Here is a 22,630-nt window from a genome sequence, read left to right on the forward strand (position 1 = left end):
CTCAGCCTTTAGATTCCCATAGGTACCATGTACAATCCGGTATCTTCATCCTGCTTTACAATGACATCTACACCATATATTGCTTTAACCATTTCTTCTGTTATTACATCATTAGGAATACCTTTCGTAATGATTTCTCCATCTTTCATAACGATAATATGGTCGCTATAACGAATGGCTTGATTAATATCATGTAATACCATTACAATCGTTAGTCCATGCACTTCATTTAACTCTTTCACTAACTCTAATATTTCTAACTGATAGTAAATATCTAAATATGTGGTCGGTTCATCTAAGAAGAGCATTGGTGTATTTTGAGCTAATGTCATCGCGATCCAAACTCGCTGCCTCTCTCCACCAGATAAAGCATAAATTGGCTTATCACGCTTACTTTGTAAATTCGTACATACTAGTGCACGCTCAATCGCTTCTCTATCTTCATCTGTTTGCGGAGAGAATATATTTTTATATGGCATACGCCCGAAGCTTATTAGCTTTTCCACTGTAATATCTGCTGGAGCCTCATTTTGTTGATGGACAACCGCTAGCTTTCTAGCAAACTCTTTCGGTTTATATTCACCAATCGCTTTCCCATCAAGTATTACTTCTCCACTGCTAGGAGCGTGGTTTCTAGACATGACACTAAGTAATGTTGATTTCCCACATCCATTCGGTCCAATGATTGTTGTAATTTTCCCAATTTCTATTTCACTACTAACAGACTTTAAACGATTTGTTACGTTATCGTATGAAAAGGTTACATTTTTAATTTCCATGAACTTTATCACTCTTTCTAAGCAAAAATATTAAGAATGGACCACCAATAACCGCCATAATTGTTGCTGCTGGAATTTCGTTAGGTGGCACAATTAACCTTCCAATCGTATCTGCCGTCAAAATTAATAACGCCCCTGCAAGAGCAGAAAATGGAATTAATACTTTATGGTCTGAACCGACTAATTGTCTTGAAATATGCGGAACTAGTAATCCTACAAAAGCAATAACACCTGCAATCGCTGTTGATACTGCCGCTAAGAGTACTGCAATGGCAGAAATAATAAGACGAACTCTCGTCACGTGCAAGCCTAAGTTTTTCGCAGTCTTATCTTGTAGCGATAATAAGTTACACCAAGCTCCTACGAACAGAGCAAGAATAAGACCAATCGTTCCATAAGTCACCATTATTTCTACATCGCCCCACGTCTTCATTGTTATGTTAGAAGTCGTCGTTTGCTTAATACTCTTAATAAAATATCCACAAATCGTAACGAATGATTCATTTAATCCAGTAAACATTGCATTAATGGCAATACCAATTAAAATAATGCGAAGCGGGCTTAATCCTGATTTCCATGAAAACGAATAAACGAGATAACATGCAAGCGCACCACCTAAAAAGGCGAATACAGGTGTCCAGAAAAAGAATTGCGGGAACAACGTAATAATAACGAGTGTCATAAAACTTGCTCCTGAAGATATACCGATTACCCCAGCATCAGCGAGTGGATTTTTCATAACAGCTTGAAAAAGCACACCTGAAACAGCGAGAGCCGCTCCAGTGAACAACGCAATAATAATACGCGGAAAACGTAAATCTTTAATGACTTCAACATCTTCATTTCCACCTGTAAATATCCCTTGTACAAGTTCAACAATACCTACTTCTAAACTACCTTTCATCGCTGACAATGATGTCATAACAATAAGCAATGCAGTAACAATGAGGAAACTCCAAGTTTTTTTATTCATTCTACTCTTCCTTTATATTAAAATGCATCACGGATACATCATTTTTTTCAATTCATCTAATGCTTCAATTGCTGCTAAATTACCTGTCGTTCCAAATAAACGCTCTTCTAAATCGTAAACACGGTTATTTTTAACCGCAGCAAAGTGTTTCCAAATATCATTTGTTTTAAATTCTTTATCAAACATTTTTACAACTTCATCAGGCATACCATGAGCTGCTCGTAAAATAATATCTGGATCAGCTTTCTTTAAATACTCTGTATTAGAAGCTAAATATTCTACTTGTTCACCTTGCACAATATTTTTACCACCTAGTTGTTTCACTAAATCTCCAATATAAGAATGCTCTGTTGCTACTAAATAACTTCCCGGCACACCTAATAAAATAAGCACTGTCGGTTCTTTCTTTCCTTTTACTTCTTTTTGAATGCTAGCAACCTTTTTATCTAATTTAGTTACTACTGCTTCGGCCTGTTTTTCACGCCCATATTTCTTACCTAAATCGCTAATAGAACTTTGCATATTTTTCAAACTCGTTAAATCTAAAAAGTTTGCTTTCATACCCACACCATCAAAAACTGGCTTTAATTCATATTCAAGTGTTGTCACAGATAACACTTCTGAAGGCTTTAATGACTTTACCTTTTCCATATCTGGACTCATTGGATTCCCAACTTCAGGTAAACCTTTATATCGCTTCGGTAAAGTTTTAGAACTTGTTGGAACGCCGACTAAATCTACTTCTAACGCATCCATAATTTCAGTAACAGCCACTGTTGTTGCAACGACGTGCTCTTTACTTTCACTCTTTACCTGCTTTGCTGATTCTTTTTTTGGTGATGAGCACCCGGCTATACTCATTAACAAAATGATAGCCATTAGTACACTTGCAATTTTCTTCACTCTCAATCACCACTCCTTTCCATACAATATGAAACAAGTCTTGATGCACGCGAACATGCATCAAGACTCCAAAAATTACAATCTACCTGCTCTATATTTACGAACTAGTAAAGCAAGTGAACCTAGCAGTAACACCATGTATAAACCAAGTTGTGCTGTATCTGCAGTTTTTGAGTTTTTCTCTTTTTTTGAATCATTTTTTGTATCTTCTTTTTTCTTCTGACCATCTGCATTTCGGTTAAAATCAGGAGTACCTACTGTTTTTACATTATCTACTTTCGGTGTAGTCACTGGATTTTTCGGTTCATTTTTCGGTTCCTCTTTAATAGTTCCTAACGCGCCGATATTATTTGTATCAAATTGAATTTGTACATCGTAGAAATGATGGTAGTTCATCTCATCGATGTCTACCTTTACTTTTGCATTTAATTTTTTAAATAGATCTTCTACTTCAAACTGTACTACTCGCGTATTTGCATTTTTATCTTCGCTTACTACTTTCGCATCAGCGAATAGTTCCTTATTTTCCGTTTGGAATTTCGTAATCCACGCACTATTTTTCAGCGTCATCTCAATGTATTTTTTACCATCTTTTACGATTAATTTCGCTGGATTTACAACATAGTCATGCATCTTTGAAATCTCATCTGTTTTATCTTTTAATACTTTAAATGTAATATCATATTGGCCATCTACTAAATTTTTCGGATCAACTATTACTCTCGGTTTATTATTTTCATCTTGGTTGTTGTTTCCACCTTGGTTGTCGTTTTCACCTTGGTTGTCGTTTCCGCCTTGGTTGTCGTTTCCGCCTTGGTTCCCTAAAGCTTTAATACTGTCTTGATCAAATACAAATTGAACATCATAGACATGGTGATAATTCATTGAATCAATATCTACTTTTACTTTTGCATTTAATTTTTTAGACAAATCGTTTACTTCTACTACTCTTGTATTTTGTTCTTTATTTTCACTTAACACTTTTGCATTAACGAAAGAACCATTTTTCTCAAATTCAAATTTCGTAATCCATGTACTATTTGTTAATGTAAACGATACGTATTTCTTACCATCTTTTACTTTTAATACACCTGGGCTTTTTGTGTATGTGTTCATCATTGAGATTTCATCTGTTTGATCTTTTAACACTTTAAAGCCAATTCTGTATTCACCATCTTTAAGAGCTTTTGGATCAATTGTTGTGTTATTATCTTGGTTGTTGTTTTCACCTTGGTTGGTGTTTTCACCTTGGTTGGTGTTTTCACCTTGGTTGGTGTTTCCACCTTGGTTGGTGTTTTCACCTTGGTTGGTGTTTCCACCTTGGTTGGTGTTTTCACCTTGGTTATCTAACGGCTTAATGCTACCTTTATCAAATGCAAATTGAATATCGTAAAAATGGTGATAATTCATTGAATCGATATCTACTTTTACTTTTGCATTTAACTTTTTCGATAAATCTGGTACTTCTACTTCCACTACGCGTGTATCAGTTTTTTTATCTTCACTTATTACATTTGCATCAACAAACGAACTATTTTTCTCAAATTCAAATTTTGTAATCCAAGAACTGTTCGTTAACGTAAATGATACATACTTCTTACCATCTTTTACTTTTAGCACACCTGGACTTTTTGTATATGTGTTCATCATTGAAATTTCGTCTGTTTGATCTTTTAATGCCTTAAAATTGATGCTGTATTCACCATCTTTAATTGTTTCAGCATCTGGTTTTTCTACTTCTGGTTTTTCTGCTTCTGGTTTTTCTGCTTCCGGTTTTTCTACTTCTGGTTGTTTCTCTTCATTTTTAATTTGTTCAAGTTTATCTTGTTCAAATAAAAGTTGTACATCATGCATTTGCTTATAATTTCTTGATGCCATTTCGATAAATACTTTTGTATTTAGTTTTTTAGATAAATCGTTTACTTCAAACTCTACTACTCTTGTATCTTTTTCCTTATCCTCACTCACTACTTTTGCATCAACAAATGCGCCATCTTTTTCCGTTTGGAAATTTTTAATTAATGAGCTACTTTTTAGTGTTACAATTGCTTTTTTCTTACCGTTTTCTACTTTTAATACTCCTGGATTTACCATGTAACTATTCATCTTAGATTCTTCATCTGTTTGATCTTTTAACACTTTAAATGGAATGCTGTACGCACCATCTGTAATTGTGTTAGAATTTGGTTGTTGATCTGGGTCAGGCTTTTGGTCGGGCTTCTGACCTGGATCGGTAGTCTCATTTGGATCTGGCTTATTAGCTGGGTCCTCTTTTTCATTTGGTTTTTCTACATGAATTGGTGTAATGCTATTTTGATCAAATGCAATACGAACGTCGTACTCATGATGATAATTTAAAAAATCAATATCTACTTTTACTTTTGCATTTAATACCTTCTCTACATCTTCTACATCAAATTCTACTACTCTTGTATCTTTTTCTTTATCTTCACTAATTACATTTGTCGCAACTAGCTTACCTGCTTTTTCTGTTTCAAATTTCGTAATCCATGAACTATTTGTTAATGTAAAGGATACTTTCTTTTTCCCATCCTTCACTTTTAAAGTTCCCGGACTTACTGAATATTGATTCATCATCGATTCTTCATCTGATGTATCTTTTAAAACTTTGAAGCCAATTGAATATTCACCGTCAGCCAACTTGGTAGCTGCTTGAACTGCAAGTGGTTGTAATGTTGATACGAGTGTAAATATCATTAAAAACATAGCAACAATAATTTTTGTATACCTGTTCAATGGAACGACTCTCCCTTTTGAAAATTATTTAATACTGTTCCCATCAAATACAAAGCGAATATCATACGAAGCATTATAATTAATAATTGGAATATTAATTTTCACCTTGCCATTTAGTTTTTTTGACAAGTCAGCAACTTCAAATTCTACAACTCTAGTATTATCTTTTTTGTTTTCACTTAACACGGTTGTTTCTACAAATTGACCATCTTTTTCTACTTGGAAACTTTTAATAGAAGCACTATCTTTCACTTTAAATGAAACATATTGTTTTCCATTTTTAACTGTTAATGTTGCTGGGCTTTCAAAATAACTATTCATTCTAGACGATTCATCTTTATCGCCTTTCCATACAGTAAAAGCAATATTATATTTTCCATCAGCTAGTTTTGTAGCAGCCTTTGCATCTTGTAAACCTAGTGTTGCGATAAATGTAAATAAAACAGCAAATACGGCAATAATCATTTTAAATTGTTTAAACATATATTCATCACCCTTCAAAAGATTTATTTACTCAATTTCACTTTACGAATTAAGAAAGCACCTGAAATAAGAATTAACGCTGCAAACAATCCAATACGTGCTTCATCGCCTGTTTTTGGGTTATCTGTTTTTTCAGCTTTTCCATTTTCATTTTTTGTTTCTTTATTCACTTCTTTAGCTGTTTCCTTACTCTCTACTTTTGTTTTCTCTTCTTTTACTTGTGTATCTGTTTTCGCTTGATCATTATTTTTTGTTGTAGCAGCTACGCCATTATCGCCACCTACAGCTTTTACATTTGCATCAAATGCAAAACGAATTGTGTAGTGGTGGTCATAGTTTGCATTTGGTACAACAACATGAATTTTTACAGCTGCCGGTTTGGATAAATCATCTACTTTAAACTCTACTGTTCTTTTATCTGCCGATTCATCTTTACTAACAACTTTCGCATCAACAAAATTTCCGTTCTCTGTTGCTTTAAATTCTGTAATCCAAGCACTATGATTCATCGGAACTTGTACTCTCATCTCACCGTTTTTCACTATTAATTTTGCTGGCTTTTCAAAATAGTCATTTGCCATTGAAGCTGAATCATTTTCCGCTTTTTGAATTACGTAATTAATATCGTAAGTACCATCAGCTAGTTTTGCTGAAGCATTGCCGTATGGCATTACAAGAAAAGCTAGCATACATACGAACGTTATAATAAAAGCGGGTAATACAGAAACCTTTTTCATTTTTCTTGTTTCCTCCTTGGTTATCTTTCATTTCACTTTTTCCGAAAATGATAATTATTCTCAATTAATAAGAAAAAAATAATCTCTTCTACCTATTATTTAATTAGCATTCTTTTATGTAACATAAGCATTATTGATTATCATTCTCATTGAATATTAAAAATAATATCTCACCCTATTCCTTATACGAAGGCATAGAAACTGAGAAAAAATTATAAAACGTATTTATTGATTATCATTCTCAATGTAAGTCAAAAAAAATAAACTTTCTCTTCTCCTCTTCTTTCACCTCTTCCCATAACAACACTATAGTTATAGAAACCCCGTTTCCCTCACTTCCCTTCCAATATTTCCACAACTAATTCAATCTTAGCCTACTCATAAATTTTTTGTCAACTATATTACGTATAAAATTTTTAATATCTAAATTTCTCTATATGCGGCTTTTTTTACAAAAAAAGAGACTTTCTATTATAGAAAGCCTCTTTTCTCTATTTTTCTACAGCAATTTCCTGCTTTTGAAACTTAGAAACTATATAACCAAATCCTATACCGAATATGCCTGGAACTAACCAACCAATTCCTACACTATATAATGGAATCTTATCTAAAATAGGTGCTAGCGCTGCAATTTGAAGATTTGCATTGTGTAACCCATCAAAGAAACTTATTGCAAATGCTCCTACAATCCCACCCACATACATCGCTAATGGAAGACGAACGTAGTTTTCAACAAGTGATAATACGATAAGTACGATTCCAATTGGATAAATTGCGATTAAGATTGGTAATGCTAATGCATTTAACTGAGTTAACCCAAGGTTTGCTACCATAAATGCTAATACACAGAAAATGAAAACGACTTTTTGATAAGAAAGCTTTGGTAATAAAGAAGAGAAGTAATCACCACAAGCTGCAACAATACCTACAGAAGTTGTTAAACATGCTGCTGTAATTGCGATCCCTAGTAATAAAGTTCCGTAGCTACCAAATAAATGATTCACGACATTCGTTAAAATAATTCCTCCGTTTGCGCCCATTCCAAGTGACACACTAGAAGCTCCAAGATAAGCAAGTGCTAAATACACAAGTAGTAGACCAAGCGCTGCAATAAATCCTGCAAAGATTGTTACTTTTGCAATACTGTTTTTATTTGTAATTCCTTTTTCTTTTAACGCATGAATTACAACATTTCCGAATACCAGTGCTGCAAGTCCATCTAAAGTTAAATATCCATCAATAAATCCTTTAAAGAGAGGAGCACTATACGCTTCTGTCGGTGCACCAAATTCTCCAATTGGTGTAATAAGTGCTTTACCTACGATAATTGCAATAACAGCTAATAATATTGGAGTTAGCACCTTACCAATACGACCCACTAATTTCGAAGGATTTAAAGCTAAATAGAAAGTGACTGCAAAGAAAATAAATGTAAAGATAACAAGTGGATATGACTGACCAGCTATCTCACTTGGTAAAAACGGTGCAACACTCATCTCATAAGCTACTGTTCCTGTACGCGGCACACTTACGAATACGCCTAAACATAAATAAATTGCAGTGATAAAAACAAGTGCGAATATAGGATGTACACGTCCTGCTAGTTCATTAATATCTCCCTTTAAAGCTATAACAATTACTCCTAATAAAGGTAGTCCAACGCCTGTTACGATAAAACCAAACAGCGCGATCCATACGTCCGTTCCAGCACCTTGCCCTAACGCTGGTGGAAAAATCATATTACCTGCACCGAAAAATAGTGCAAATAACATTAAACTTATTGCAAACATCTCAGAAAACTTTAAAGATGATTTCATTTCTACTAACCTCCTACATAATAATTATAAATTAACAAAATATTCTGAATTAAAATCCGTCACATATCCTCTTTCAAGCATACTTCCCCGTAAAAGAACGCAAAAAACACCCGTCCCTAACAAAGGGACGAGTGTTGAAATCGTGGTTCCACCCTTATTCTAATAAAATGAATTTATAACGAAATAAGCTCATTTTATAGCTCGTGTAAATTGATAACGGTTTTATCCGCCAAGAATTACAATGCATCATGCAGTTCACTCTTGAAGTTTAGAGGTGGTAAGTTTGTCTTTCCGTATTAGGAAGCTCACAGCCTAAGGCCTCCCTCTCTGAGAATCGTAAAAAACAACTCATGTCCTCATCATTACTTTTATAAAATATCTTGTCGAAACTTGTTGTTTTTTATTATATGGGCTATTTTTTAAAAAATCAATAGTTTTATTTTTTCTGACAAAAAAATATAGGGAGAAAATTTTTCCTCCCTATAACTGTCCTATTAATAATTCTAATTCTTCACCTGTAATGTCTCGCCACTTTCCTACTTGAAGATCATTTAGCTTTATATTCATAATGCGTTCTCGCTTTAGCTTTGTTACAGTAAACCCGAAAGCGCGGCTCATTCTACGAATCTGTCTGTTCATTCCTTGCGTTAAAACGATGCGAAATGTAGACTGATCAACCCTCGTCACTTTACATGGCTTCGTCATCCCATCTTTAATCTTTACACCGCTGGACATCTCATCAATAAACCAATCTGTAAAAGGTTTATCGACTGTGACAACATATTCTTTCTCGTGCTCATGATCTCCGTGTAAAATTTGATTCGCAATCCCGCCGTCATTCGTTAATAAAATAAGTCCTTCTGATGCTTTATCTAATCGTCCAACTGGAAAGATTCTCTCTGGATAATTGATATAGTCAATAATATTATCTTCAATATGATCAGCTGCTGTACAAGTAATGCCAACTGGCTTATGAAAGGCGATATACACCTTTTCTTTCTCTTCTTTTGCAATAACCTGTCCATCAATCGTTACTACATCACCATCGCTCACGAGTGCACCGTGCGTACATATTTCGCCGTTAATAGCCACGCGTCCAGCTTTAATAAGGCGGTCTGTTTCACGTCTTGAGCAGGATTTTGCTTCGCTTATGTATTGGTTGATTTTCATGTTTTGTTCCTTTTCACATATATTAAAAGCGTCAATCTATGGCAATATCATTCTGCCACGATTGACGCTTTTTCACTTCGCAAAAACAACTAAATAAATAACCCCAATCACCAAAAATATTCCACAACAAGCTAACAATACTTTTGCAAGTTTTTCCATAAACATATAATGGTTTCCCCTTTGTTTCGTTGTTTTCTATTTTAATTCGACAACTGTTACGCCTAGGCCTCCCTCGCCCATGTCACCGTAACGGAAGGTTTTTACACCGCGATGCTTCTTCAAGTAATCTTGTACACCTTGGCGAAGTGCTCCTGTCCCTTTACCGTGAATGATTGATACGCGAGGATAGCTTGCAAGCTGGGCATCGTCTAAGTATTTCTCAACGCGCGCCATTGCATTTTCAAATCGTTCACCACGAAGGTCAAGTTCTAATGAAACATGATAGTCTCTACCTTTTACCGTTGCAACTGCTTTTTTCTCTGTTTGCTTCGGTGTGTTAATGTATTCCATATTAGATTCTTTCACTTTCATCTTCAGAATACCGATTTGTACGCTCCACTCTGTATCGCTTACTTTTTCAAGTAGTTGACCTTTTTGACCGAACGTTAATACTTTCACTTCATCACCTGCACGTAACTGTTGTTTCGGTGCAGTGTTTTTCACATTTACTTTTTGTTTCTTAACAAGCTCTGGCGCTGCGCCTTCTAGACGACTCTTCGCTTCAATTAGCTCGTGGTCTTTCACATTTGCAAGCTGTGCTTTACGCAATTGACGAAGTTCTTGAATAATGCCTTCTGCTTCTTTCTTTGCAGCTTCGACTTTTTCTTCCCCTTCTTTTTGCGCTTTTAATAATCGTTCGTCGCGATCTTCGTTAAATTCAATAATTTGACGTTGCAACTCACGATGAAGTTTCTCAGATTGTTTGCGAAGCGCTTCTGCTTCGTTCCAGTCACGCTCTGCGTTCTTCTGGCTTTCTTCTAACTTCGCAATCATATTTTCAATTTTATTCGTATCTGTACTAATGTGGTTACGTGCTTGGTCAATGACGCGATCAGATAATCCAAGACGTTTCGAAATTTCAAAGGCATTACTACGTCCTGGTACACCGATTAATAATTTATACGTTGGGCTTAACGTGTTCACATCAAACTCAACACTCGCATTAATAACTTGTTCACGGTTATATCCGTATGCTTTTAATTCTGGATAATGCGTCGTTGCAACAACGCGAGCACCGCGATTACATACTTCATCTAAAATTGAAATGGCAAGTGCAGCCCCTTCTTGCGGGTCTGTTCCAGCACCTAATTCATCGAATAAAACTAAACTTTCAAAATCAGCTTTTTCTAAAATATCAACGATGTTCACCATATGTGAGGAGAACGTACTTAAACTTTGTTCAATCGATTGCTCATCACCGATATCAGCAAAGATATTTTTGAATACACAAATCTCTGACTCATCCATTACTGGAATGTGAAGGCCAGATTGCGCCATTAACACACAAATACCAACTGTTTTCAGCGTAACTGTTTTACCACCTGTATTCGGTCCTGTAATAACAATTGTCGTGAAATCTTTCCCTAACATAATGTTATTTGGCACGATTATTTCTGGATCGATTAGCGGATGTCGAGCTTGTCTTAAATCCATATAACGCTCGTTATTTACGATTGGTTTCGTTGCTTTAATTCGCTTCGCATAAAAAGCTTTCGCAAAGATAAAATCAAGATTTGCAACTACTTCTACGTTTGATAAAACGATATCCGCTTCTACTGCCACTTCTTCTGTTAACATTAATAAGATGCGTTCGATTTCTTGTTTTTCTTTCACACGTGCTTCTTGCAGTGCATTATTTAATTCTACAATGACTTGTGGCTCAATAAATAACGTTTGTCCAGAAGCCGATTGATCGTGAACAATACCACCATATACGCCGCGGTATTCTTGTTTTACTGGGATTACGTAACGTTCGTTACGAATCGTTACAATCGAGTCAGACAGCATCTTTTGCGCGTTTGAAGAACGCGTCATATTTTCTAGCTTTTCACGAATACGGCTTTCCGCAGTACGAATTTGAGTACGAATACCACGCAGTTTATCACTTGCGCTATCGACTACTTCACCGCCGTCACCGATGCAATTTGTAATTTTCTTTTCTAAATCATATAAAGATACAATTTGAGCGACGTGAGTTTCTAAAATCGGAAGCTCGACACCGTTATCAGCCATATCTTCAATGAAACGTTTCATATTACGACTACCATACATCGTATTCGCAATATCAAGTAATTCATTTGGACTTAACATACTCCCAATTTTTGCACGCTTCACATTTGAGCGAATATCCGTAATACCACCTAATGGTGCACTACCTTTTAAACGAATAACTTTCGCTGCTTCATCCGTTGTATCTTGCATTTCTACAATTTCTTCAAAATCAGTGCTCGGCACTAAATGCTTCACTTTGTCACGACCAAGTGAAGATGCTGTATGTTCAAGTAATTGTTCTTTTACTTTATTGTATTCTAATACACGCAACGTTCTTTCTAACATGTTGCAGGTCCCCCTTGTATTACTTATTACGTTTAATATAGTCTAATAAACGTTCAATATCCCACGTGTTAATCACGTTATCTTTTTGAATCCAACCTTTACGTGCTGCTGCTACACCTGTTTCCATATCTTCTAACATTTCAAGCGTATGAGCATCCGTATTAATCGCTACTTTCACACCAGCATCTTGTGCTTGTTTTAATAATTTCGCGCTTAAATCTAGACGGTTCGGATTCGCATTTAATTCTAAAACTGTATTTGTCTCTTTTGCTAGTTCAATTAATAAATCTGTATCTACATCATAACCCTCACGACGCCCGAGAAGACGTCCTGTAGGATGGGCAATCATTGTGACATGTTTATTCTCAAGTGCAGTACGTAGACGCTTCATAATCGTTTCACGGTCTTGTGAGAAGCTAGAGTGAATCGCTCCAATGACATAATCTAATTCTGCTAATACTTCATCATCAAAATCAAGCGAGGCATCTGGTAAAATGTCCATTTCAATTCCGCGTAAAATTGTAATGTCTGGATACTTTTCATTCATACGTTCAATTTCTTTCGCTTGCTCACGAAGACGCTCTTTCGTTAAACCGTTCGCCACTTTTAAGTATTGCGAGTGATCAGTAATCGCCATAAACTTATATCCACGAGCACGGCACGCTTGTACCATTTCTTCAATAGAAAAAGCACCGTCACTCCAAGTTGTATGCATATGTAAATCACCTTGTATATCGGAAAACTGAATTAAGTTCGGATACTCTTTAATTAATTCAATTTCTTTTCCATCTTCACGCACTTCTGGCGGAATAAATGGCAAACCGAAATGAGCAAAGAAGTCTTCTTCAGTCTCAAATGTTTTCACTTCACCTGTTTCCAAGTTCTCTACACCGTACTCACTAATTTTCTCGCCTTTATCTTTTGCGATTTGACGCATTTTTACATTATGGTCTTTTGATCCTGTGAAATGGTGAAGAGTTGTAATAAACTCTTCTGGTTTTACTAAACGGAAATCAATTGAAATATCATATTCATATTGAAGACGGACAGAAACTTTCGTATCTCCACTTGCTATTACTTCAATCATATTATCAAATTGTAGTAAATGCTCACGTACCGCTGCTGGTTCTGTCGTTGCAATGATAAAATCTAAATCTTTCACTGTTTCACGAACACGGCGCAAACTACCAGCGCGAGAGAAACGAATTACTTCAGCAATATTCGACAATTTCTCCTCTATTTCCCCGGCAATAGGCAATACCATCGCAATTGGTAAACGCTCTGGACGAGAGCCTACTTGATCGATTGCTTCTAATATTTTCTCTTCTGTCTTCTTACCGAAACCTGCTAAAGCTTGTACTTTATTTTCCTCACAAACAGCTTTTAGCGATTCCATATCAACAACACCAAGTTCTTTATATAACTTAGCTACCTTCTTACCACCAAGTCCTGGTAGTTTTAATAACGGCAATAAGCTACTTGGTACTTCTTTTTCAAGTTCTTGTAATACTTCAGATGTTCCCGATTCTATATATTCTTGAATAACGGCTGCTGTTCCTTTTCCGATGCCTGGAATCTTTGTGAAATCTTCAATTTCAGAAAGACTACGATCATCACTTTCTAACGCTGCTGCCGCTTTACGAAATGCAGATATTTTAAATGGATTCGCGCCCTTTAATTCCATAAAAAGCCCGATTGTCTCTAATAATTTGATCACTTGTTTTTTATTTACTTTCATCATTGTCCCGCCTTTCTTTCATAGAAAAAAACTTCTCTTTCCGAAAAAAGAGAAGTTATACTCTGCTACCTGTCTGCCATAGTTCCTTCACCTTTTCAGAGAGAATCGGTGTATCGTCTACAATTATTTTGCTAATTGATGATTGTTGTAATGGTGTTTGTAATTGTTCAATCGGAAGAATGTTCCCAATGATAATTAAGACAAACAAAATAATATATACTTCTAAAAATCCGAGGATTGCCCCCGCAAACGCATTTACTTGCTTTAAAACCGGTATTTCTGCAAACATATTTAACAAATTACCAAGTAATGAAAGTGCAATTTTAGTGATAATAAACAATATGATAAACGCAAGCGCTTGATAAAATACTGTCTCAATATTATTTGCATCAATCCATTCTGGAACAGATACGTTTTTATCAAATGGATACGGAATAAATTTCGCAAGTGCTGGCGCTAAATCTTTACAGTACCAGTATGCAACAAGGTATGCGATAATAAAGCTTGTTAACTTTACAAGTTGCAGAATAAACCCTCTGCGTAAGCCGAGGAAAAATCCCATAACAAGCAGTAAAATGATAATAATATCAATCATGTTATTCCATTCCTTTTTTTGTCATACTTTCTTTCAATTTCTCATGTTCTTCTTTTAATTTTATGTAATCGTGTATGACGTTTACCGCCGTCAATACCGCTAGTCTACTCGTGTCAAGCGAAGGATTCTTGGCATTGAGTTCGCGCATTTTATCATCCACAATCGCTGCTACCATGCGGATATGACTTGTACTTTCATCGCCAACAACTGAATATTGCTGACCATAGATTTCTACATTAATTCGACTTTTCTTTCCCTTTTGTTGTGACAACTCACCGGCCTCCAATCACGTACAGAATCCTAAAGTTTATCATACCATGAACCTTCATAATATGGAAACAGAAAGAACAATCCGATATGATAAAAATAACAATATAAAAAAAGGGGCGACCATTATGTCAAATTCTATCGTAATTCAAACAAATTCTACAGTAATTGAAGACATGAAACAACAATATAAACATTCGCTTAGCTCAAAAACTCCGCAAGGCGGAATCTTCATGGCAAAGGTACCATCTTGCACGATTACAGCGTATAAATCTGGAAAAGTAATGTTCCAAGGAGGCCGCGCTGAAGCAGAAGCTTCTCGTTGGCAAACTGTCTCTCAAACACCGAAAACAGCTGTAACAAAATCTGTCGATTCCCATCGTTATGCGCCTCCTGCTTCCATCGGTACAATGTCTATTGTAGGGTCTGATGAAGTTGGTACGGGAGATTTCTTTGGACCGATGACAGTCGTTGCTGTATATGTGGATGCAAAGCAAATTCCACTACTAAAAGAACTTGGTGTAAAAGACTCTAAAAACTTAAATGACGATCAAATTACTGCCATTGCGAAACAACTTCTACACGTTGTTCCTTACAGCTCCCTTGTCCTTCATAATGAAAAGTATAACGAGCTATTTGATAAAGGAAACAACCAAGGTAAGTTAAAAGCTTTACTACACAATAAAGCTATTACAAACTTATTAGCTAAAATGGCACCTACAAAACCTGAAGGCGTCTTAATCGATCAATTCACACAACCTGATACATACTATAAATATTTAGCAAAACAAAAACAGGTACAGCGTGAAAATGTTTATTTCGCTACGAAAGGTGAAAGCGTCCATTTAGCAGTAGCCGCTGCTTCTATTTTAGCTCGCTACTCATTCGTAAAACAATTTGACGAACTAAGTAAAAAAGCTGGTATGCCACTTCCAAAAGGTGCTGGTAAACAAGTTGATATCGCCGCTGCTAAATTAATTCAAAAAGTAGGTAAAGAAAGATTACCTGAGTTTGTAAAACTGCATTTTGCTAATACAGAGAAAGCGTTTCGCTTATTGAAATAGTATCGACAAAAACAGGGGCTTACAAACTCCTGTTTTTTGTTTCATGTGTTCTCGATTCAATGTAATTGCATTTACTATTTTCCTCTTCTAACTATATCGCTAAATTAACTCATTTTTAGTAATTCCCCTATAAAAAAGGAGAGCCGCCAAGACTCTCCCTTTTTTATATTAGCTTCGTTTCTGCTTCTTATTTGATGAAGATACTTTATGAGAACCCGTTTCATGTGTTGTTGTCCCTTGTCCTTCCACTTCTGGAGAACCTAGGATTGATCTTGAATGGTCTTTTTTCACTTTTTTACTCATTGCACTCACCCCCAAGGTTACTTTTTACTTAAGGGTAAAAAACTATTCAACATAATAATCTGAACATATACTCGCTACTCTTTTACTCTCGTGTTTGGTTTTCGCTTATGTCCCATAGACGCTTTGCTGCATCCTTATCCAAGGCAGCTTCAGACATTTCCCCTACTTGTTTATCGGCATAGTAATAACCACTCTGATTAGTAAATCCAGTTGATTCTGCTAGCCATACTAAAGTTTCAGCACCTTTCTCCGGCGTACGGGAGAAAGGTTTCATCGCTGCCATAGTTAAGCGAGCAGCTAGACCATTATCCTGGTTAAAATTTGTATTCACTAGCCCCGGGTCAAAGCTATAAGCACTAACACCCGTTCCCTCCAACCGCTGTGCCAATTCAGAGGTGAATAAAATGTTAGCTAGTTTTGTTTGTGCATAACGCATTGTAGGACCGCCCATGAACTTCTTAATACCGCGATACAGTTGTTCTGCATCTAGATCATCGAAATCAATTCCCTTTTTAGCCATTTTATGACCGTGAGATGCAGTGGTAATGACGCGAGCAGGAGCACTTTCTTTTAAACGCTCCAACAACAAATCTGTAAGTAAGAATGGACCTAAATGGTTTACCGCCCAGGTCATCTCCAAACCGTCCTCTGTAATTTGTCTTGTTTGAAATAAAGCACCCGCATTATTTACTAATATATCAATTCTCGGACATCTTTCTAAAATATTGGTAGCTACCTGGCGTATAGATTGTTGGGAAGACATATCAGCGAAAAATATATCTACCACTGCATTCCCATCCGTTATATTTTCAAGTTGAGTCATAACATCATTCGCTTTTGCTTCATTACGTGCAATGATTCCTAGCTTAGCACCGCTTTTTGCAAACACCTTAGCTGCCGCTAATCCAATACCACTTGTTGCACCAGTGATTACTATATACTTGTCACGCAATGTCCACTTTGTATGACTTGGAATTTCCCCCATTGTATAAAAACCCCTTCCCTATATAAATGTCGCATTCATTTTACTTATATATGAAGTGGGAATTGAACTATGAACAACATCTTTTCTAGTCGTGAAATACTTTATAAAGTTCAGGTTGCAATTACAACCTTTCTCAATAAAAAAAGCGAGAGCAGTTGCTCTCGCTTTTTTTATATCTTAAAACTCAGAAGAACCTGGAGTTCTTGGGAATGGAATTACGTCACGGATGTTAGCCATACCAGTGATGTACATTAGGAAGCGCTCGAAACCTAGACCGAATCCAGCGTGTTTTGTACCGCCGTATTTTCTAAGTTCTAAGTACCACCAGTAGTCCTCTTCGTTCATACCTAATTCTTTAATTCTGTCTACTAAAACGTCCATTCTTTCTTCACGTTGACTTCCGCCGATTAATTCGCCGATGCCAGGAACTAGAAGGTCAGTAGCAGCTACTGTTTTACCGTCTTCATTCAAACGCATATAGAATGCTTTAATGTCTTTCGGATAGTCAGTTACGAATACAGGGCGTTTGAAGATTTCTTCTGATAAGTATCTTTCGTGCTCTGTTTGTAAGTCAATTCCCCATTCTACTGGGTATTTGAAGTCAGCACCTGATTCTTGAAGTACTTTAATTGCTTCTGTATAAGTGATGCGACCGAAGTCTGAGTTAATTACGTTGTTCATGCGCTCAAGAACTGTTTTATCAACGAAGCTGTTGAAGAATTCCATTTCTTCTGGTGCATGCTCTAATACGTATTTCATTGCATATTTCAGCATATCTTCTGTAAGGTTCATTACATCCCCTAGTTCCGCGAATGCAATCTCAGGCTCAACCATCCAGAACTCAGCAGCGTGGCGAGTTGTGTTTGAGTTTTCTGCACGGAATGTAGGTCCGAATGTGTATACATCACGGAATGCTAATGCATAAGCTTCAGCGTTCAGCTGTCCACTTACTGTTAAGTTTGTTTCTTTACCGAAGAAGTCTTTTGACTCATCAACTTTTCCGTCTTCACCTTTTGGTAGGTTATTTAAATCTTGCGTTGTTACGCGGAACATTTCGCCAGCACCTTCTGTATCACTACCAGTGATGATAGGTGTATGAACATGTACGAATCCACGCTCTTGGAAGAATTGGTGAATCGCAAATGCTGCGATAGAACGTACGCGGAACGTTGCAGAGAATGCATTTGTTCTTGGACGTAAGTGAGCGATTGTACGTAAGTATTCAAATGTATGACGTTTCTTTTGAAGTGGGTAATCAGAATCTGATAAGCCCTCGATATCAATTTTTTCTGCTTTAATTTCAAATGGTTGCTTCGCTCCAGGCGTTGCAATTACTTTACCTTCTACTTTAACTGAAGAGCTAAGTGGAAGTTTTGCAATTTCTTTGAAGTTCTCTAATTCTGTATCGAAAACGATTTGAACGCTTTTGAAGAAGCTACCGTCGTTTAATTCGATGAAACCAAATGCTTTTGAATCACGTAAGTTACGAATCCACCCTGATACTTGTACTGTTTGATCTGCATACTTTTCTGTATCTCTATACAGACTTTTTACTAATGTGTTTTCCATAGTGAAATTCTCCTTTGCTCATATATTTAAATACAAAAAAACCTTTCATCCATAAAGGGACGAAAGGTTAAACTTCGCGGTACCACCCAATTTGTCATAAAGACCAACTTTAACTCGTATGTAATACATACTTCCCGGTTTGTAACAGGCCGGATTCCCGTCTAAGTCTACTCTTGAATACAAGATTCAATTTCGGTTAGCAACTCCAAGGTGTTCTTCACATATACCGCCTCATCAGGCTCTCACCGTCCCTGACTCGCTTTGGATTATAGTATATACTACTTTTCCTTATCATCGTCTTTCATTTTGTTAAACTAAAATTAATGTACTACATTCGAGAGAAAGATGCAAGGTGTCGGAAAATATATGAGCGATTTTTGTAATATATCGACTTACCGACAGTGTCCGACAACTAACCCAATAAAAAAATTGCCGGAATATATCCGGCAATTTTCTAATTACTTACGTAACTCCGCACCGAATTTCTCTTCTACCGTTGTTAGTACACGGTTATGTGCTTCTGTTACTTCTTCGTCTGTTAATGTACGTTCTGCATCGAAGTAAGTCATAGAGAATGCAAGTGATTTCTTGCCTTCTTCCATTTTTTCACCTTCGTATAAGTCGAATAGTGTTACGTCTTTCAGAAGTTCTCCGCCAGCTTCAGCAATGACTTGCTTCATTTCGCCAGCTTTTGTTTCTTTCGTTACGACAACAGCCATATCACGTGTCATAGATGGGAAACGTGGAATTGCTGAGTAGTAAGTTTCTTCTGCGTCTGCACCGAATACTTTTACAAGAGATAGTTCAAATACGAATGTATTTTTCACATCTAATTGTTTTTCTGCTTCTGGGTGCAATTGACCGATGAAACCAATTACTTCGCCATCTAATACGATGTCAGCCGTACGACCTGGGTGCATACCTTCACGTTTTGCTGGTGCATATGTGATTTGGTTTGAAACACCAAGTACGTCGAATAGTCCTTCTAGTACACCTTTCATAACGAAGAAGTCTACTACTTTTTTCTCACCTTGCCATGCATGGTGAAGAGCAAGACCTGTCATAACACCTGCAAGATGTTGTTCTTCTTTCGGAAGTTCTCCTTCTTCTGTCGGTAAGAAGATAGAACCTACTTCGTATAAAGCAACGCTGTCGTTTTTACGAGCGACATTGTATGAAACTGCTTCTAGTAATTGCGGTACTAAGCTTAAACGAAGTTGGCTACGTTCTTCACTCATTGGAAGTGCAAGACCTACAGGCGCCTTTTCGTTTGGCTCAACCATATATTGTTTCGCTTTGTCAGCGCTTGTTAATGAATACGTGATTGCTTCATATAAACCAGCACCCTCTAAGAAGCGGCGTACTTTACGACGTTTCGTTTGTGCTGATGTTAATTTACCACGAGTCATCGTTCCAGAAGGTAATGTAACTGGAATGTGGTCATAACCGTATAGACGGCCCACTTCTTCTACTAAGTCTTCTGAAATTGTAATATCAGGACGACGTGCTGGTACATTTACATGGAATGTTCCTTCTACTTCTGTGAATGGGAATTTCAAGTTTGTGAACATTGTACCCATTTCACTCGCAGAAATATTTGTACCTAATACACGGTTTACTTTTTCAGCAGTAACAGATACTGTACGCTCTTGTACTTGTAAGTTGTCAGCTTCTACTACACCTTCAAGTGCTTCACCGCCAGCATATTTCGCCATTAAAGCAGCTGCGTGTTGAATTGCTTCAAATGTACGTGTTGGGTCGATTCCTTTTTCAAAACGTGCACTTGATTCACTACGAAGACCTAAGTCTTTTGATGTACGACGTACTGTTTGACCTGCAAAGTATGCAGACTCAATTAGAACGTTTACTGTCTCATTTGTAACTTCAGAATCCGCCCCGCCCATCACACCAGCAACAGCTAAAGCTTTCGTGCCGTTTGTAATTACAAGGTGGTGGCTTTGTAATGTACGCTCTTGATCATCTAACGTTTCAATTTTTTCGCCTTCTTTTGCAAGACGAACAACGATTTCTTTTGAACCTAATTTATCGTAATCGAATGCATGTAACGGTTGACCGTATTCCATTAAAATGTAGTTTGTAATATCAACTACGTTGCTAATTGGACGAATGCCAGCTGCCATAAGACGAGTTTGCATCCACATTGGTGATGGACCAATCTTTACGTTTTTAACCATTTTTGCAATGTATAATGGGTTTTCTTCTTTCGCTTCTACACTTACAGAAATATAATCAGAAGTTTTTTCTGCTGTTTCTTGTAAGTCGATAGCTGGAAGTTTTACTTCGCGGCCATAAATAGCAGCTACTTCATATGCAACACCTAACATGTTTAAGCAATCTGCACGGTTTGGTGTTAAGCCAAGCTCAAGTACTTCATCGTGTAAGTTTAAAATTTCAAGTGCATCTGCACCAACTTCAGCGTCACTTGGGAAGATAAAGATACCATCTGCGTATTCTTTTGAAACTAACTTTCCATCAATACCAAGCTCTTGAAGAGCACAAACCATACCGTGAGAAGCTTCACCGCGTAGTTTTGCTTTTTTGATTTTGAAGTTACCAGGAAGTACAGCTCCAACTTTTGCAACTGGTACTTTTAAACCTTTTGCAATGTTAGCAGCTCCACAAATAATTTGAACTGGCTCTTCTTCACCGATATCGATTAAGCATTTGCTTAATTTATCAGCTTCTGGGTGTTTTTCACATTCTAATACGTGACCAACTACAACACCTTTTACACCTTTATTTAATACTTCAACGCCTTCTACTTCAATACCACTTTTCGTGATTTTGTCTGCTAGTTCTTGTGCTGTTACATCTTTAATATCTACATACTCTTGTAACCAACGATATGATACGAACATACTTATCCTCTCCTTCCCTTACGCTCGTTTGAATTGTTGTAAGAAACGTACATCATTTGTATAGAAATGACGAATGTCATCTACTCCGTATTTCAACATTGCGATACGCTCTGCGCCCATACCGAATGCGAAACCTTGATATTCTTTTGAATCATAACCAGCCATTTCAAGTACGTTCGGGTGAACCATACCTGCGCCTAGAATTTCAATCCAGCCAGTTCCTTTACAAGTGCCGCAACCTTTGCCATGACACATCATACAAGAAATATCCATCTCTACAGATGGCTCTGTGAATGGGAAGAAACTTGGACGAAGACGGATTTCACGATCTTCACCGAACATCTTTTTCACGAATACTTGCAGTGTACCTTTTAAGTCACTCATACGAATGTTTTTATCAATTACAAGACCTTCAATTTGCATGAACTGATGTGAATGCGTCGCATCGTCGTCATCACGGCGATACACTTTACCAGGACAAATAATTTTGATTGGGCCTTTTTCTTTATTATTTTCCATCGTACGTGCTTGCACAGAAGATGTATGTGTACGTAGTAACGTTTCTTCTGTAATGTAGAATGTATCTTGCATATCACGCGCTGGGTGATCTTTCGGTAAGTTTAGTGCTTCGAAGTTGTAGTAGTCTTTTTCTACTTCTGTTCCTTCAGCTACTTCATAACCCATACCGATGAATACATCTTCAATTTGTTCAACAACAGCTGTTAATGGATGGTGGCAACCTGTTTCAACAGGACGACCTGGCAATGTAACATCAATTGTTTCAGTAGCTAGTTTCGCTTCGATTACTGCTTTTTCTAAGTTACTAATTTTGTCTTCTAGACGCGTTTGAATCGCTTCACGTACTTCATTTACTAATGCTCCCATACGTGGACGCTCTTCTGCTGATAATTTTCCCATGCCGCGTAATACTTCTGTAATTGGGCCTTTTTTTCCTAAATACGCTACGCGTACGTCGTTTAAGCCCTTTAGCTCTTTCGCTTCTTCAATAAGCTCTAACGCTTTTTGCTTTAGCTCTTTTAAACGTGCTTCCATTT

The 22,630-nt window shown here is 36.8% G+C and carries 18 protein-coding genes and 2 other annotated features; of the genes, 1 reads left to right on the plus strand and 17 read right to left on the minus strand.

Annotated features, from left to right (window positions below; genetic code table 11):
* Nucleotides 1-8 precede the first annotated feature (8 nt).
* The 12 genes from DN399_RS22305 to zapA form a co-directional block, all read right to left on the minus strand.
* Nucleotides 9-779 (minus strand): ABC transporter ATP-binding protein, encoded by a 771-nt coding sequence (locus DN399_RS22305; RefSeq protein ID WP_000403758.1) that lies wholly within the window; start codon nt 777-779, stop codon nt 9-11.
* Nucleotides 769-1,752 carry a FecCD family ABC transporter permease gene (locus DN399_RS22310; protein WP_001036848.1) on the minus strand — a complete coding sequence of 328 codons (984 nt, stop codon included), beginning with the start codon at nt 1,750-1,752 and terminating at the stop codon, nt 769-771. Before DN399_RS22310 ends, DN399_RS22305 begins: the two co-directional genes overlap by 11 nt.
* Before the next feature lie 27 nt (nt 1,753-1,779).
* A complete protein-coding gene (isdE, locus tag DN399_RS22315) occupies nt 1,780-2,661 on the minus strand; it encodes a heme ABC transporter substrate-binding protein IsdE (RefSeq protein WP_016110770.1) in 882 nt (293 codons plus the stop codon).
* A gap of 69 nt (nt 2,662-2,730) precedes the next feature.
* Nucleotides 2,731-5,412 (minus strand): NEAT domain-containing protein, encoded by a 2,682-nt coding sequence (locus tag DN399_RS22320; protein ID WP_149149938.1) that lies wholly within the window; start codon nt 5,410-5,412, stop codon nt 2,731-2,733.
* Nucleotides 5,413-5,436: 24 nt separating this feature from the next.
* Nucleotides 5,437-5,895, minus strand: a complete 459-nt coding sequence (locus tag DN399_RS22325) for an NEAT domain-containing protein (RefSeq protein WP_000476164.1) — start codon at nt 5,893-5,895, stop codon at nt 5,437-5,439.
* Between the two features lie 23 nt (nt 5,896-5,918).
* On the minus strand, nt 5,919-6,632 hold the full coding sequence (isdC, locus tag DN399_RS22330; RefSeq protein ID WP_086411781.1) for a heme uptake protein IsdC: 714 nt from the start codon (nt 6,630-6,632) through the stop codon (nt 5,919-5,921).
* Nucleotides 6,633-7,123: 491 nt separating this feature from the next.
* Nucleotides 7,124-8,449, minus strand: coding sequence for a branched-chain amino acid transport system II carrier protein BrnQ6 (gene brnQ6, locus DN399_RS22335; RefSeq protein WP_000842639.1), 1,326 nt, complete (start codon nt 8,447-8,449; stop codon nt 7,124-7,126).
* A 120-nt stretch (nt 8,450-8,569) separates the two neighbouring features.
* Nucleotides 8,570-8,821: a binding site (T-box leader), on the minus strand.
* 108 nt (nt 8,822-8,929) lie between these two features.
* Nucleotides 8,930-9,619 carry a 23S rRNA pseudouridine(2604) synthase RluF gene (locus tag DN399_RS22340; protein ID WP_046393017.1) on the minus strand — a complete coding sequence of 230 codons (690 nt, stop codon included), beginning with the start codon at nt 9,617-9,619 and terminating at the stop codon, nt 8,930-8,932.
* Nucleotides 9,620-9,814: 195 nt separating this feature from the next.
* The gene (locus DN399_RS22345; RefSeq protein ID WP_000893713.1) at nt 9,815-12,175 is read right to left on the minus strand and encodes an endonuclease MutS2; all 2,361 of its coding nucleotides are present in this window, start codon (nt 12,173-12,175) and stop codon (nt 9,815-9,817) included.
* Nucleotides 12,176-12,194: 19 nt separating this feature from the next.
* The gene (gene polX / locus DN399_RS22350) at nt 12,195-13,913 is read right to left on the minus strand and encodes a DNA polymerase/3'-5' exonuclease PolX (protein WP_000867532.1); all 1,719 of its coding nucleotides are present in this window, start codon (nt 13,911-13,913) and stop codon (nt 12,195-12,197) included.
* Nucleotides 13,914-13,968: 55 nt separating this feature from the next.
* Entirely contained in the window at nt 13,969-14,508 is a 540-nt protein-coding gene (locus tag DN399_RS22355) for a CvpA family protein (RefSeq protein ID WP_000565408.1), read from the minus strand.
* Between the two features lies 1 nt (nt 14,509).
* Complete coding sequence (gene zapA, locus DN399_RS22360) at nt 14,510-14,779, minus strand: cell division protein ZapA (RefSeq protein WP_000082701.1); 270 nt, start codon at nt 14,777-14,779, stop codon at nt 14,510-14,512.
* A gap of 124 nt (nt 14,780-14,903) precedes the next feature.
* Between zapA and rnhC the strand changes: the two genes are divergently transcribed.
* Complete coding sequence (gene rnhC / locus DN399_RS22365) at nt 14,904-15,839, plus strand: ribonuclease HIII (protein WP_000071601.1); 936 nt, start codon at nt 14,904-14,906, stop codon at nt 15,837-15,839.
* A 168-nt stretch (nt 15,840-16,007) separates the two neighbouring features.
* Here rnhC and DN399_RS22370 read toward each other — a convergent pair whose 3' ends face one another.
* The 5 genes from DN399_RS22370 to pheS all read right to left on the minus strand — a co-directional run bounded on the left by DN399_RS22370 (nt 16,008) and on the right by pheS (nt 22,628).
* Nucleotides 16,008-16,142 carry a YuzL family protein gene (locus DN399_RS22370; RefSeq protein WP_000039591.1) on the minus strand — a complete coding sequence of 45 codons (135 nt, stop codon included), beginning with the start codon at nt 16,140-16,142 and terminating at the stop codon, nt 16,008-16,010.
* An 82-nt stretch (nt 16,143-16,224) separates the two neighbouring features.
* Nucleotides 16,225-17,127 carry an SDR family oxidoreductase gene (locus tag DN399_RS22375; RefSeq protein ID WP_000503915.1) on the minus strand — a complete coding sequence of 301 codons (903 nt, stop codon included), beginning with the start codon at nt 17,125-17,127 and terminating at the stop codon, nt 16,225-16,227.
* Nucleotides 17,128-17,304: 177 nt separating this feature from the next.
* Entirely contained in the window at nt 17,305-18,696 is a 1,392-nt protein-coding gene (gene asnS, locus DN399_RS22380; protein WP_000432177.1) for an asparagine--tRNA ligase, read from the minus strand.
* A gap of 52 nt (nt 18,697-18,748) precedes the next feature.
* Nucleotides 18,749-19,000: a binding site (T-box leader), on the minus strand.
* 154 nt (nt 19,001-19,154) lie between these two features.
* Nucleotides 19,155-21,575, minus strand: coding sequence for a phenylalanine--tRNA ligase subunit beta (gene pheT / locus DN399_RS22385; protein WP_016123433.1), 2,421 nt, complete (start codon nt 21,573-21,575; stop codon nt 19,155-19,157).
* Nucleotides 21,576-21,593: 18 nt separating this feature from the next.
* A complete protein-coding gene (pheS, locus tag DN399_RS22390; protein ID WP_000388222.1) occupies nt 21,594-22,628 on the minus strand; it encodes a phenylalanine--tRNA ligase subunit alpha in 1,035 nt (344 codons plus the stop codon).
* Nucleotides 22,629-22,630: the final 2 nt, after the last annotated feature.

The organism is Bacillus sp. AR4-2, from assembly GCF_008274865.1.
Lineage (GTDB): Bacteria > Bacillota > Bacilli > Bacillales > Bacillaceae_G > Bacillus_A > Bacillus_A cereus.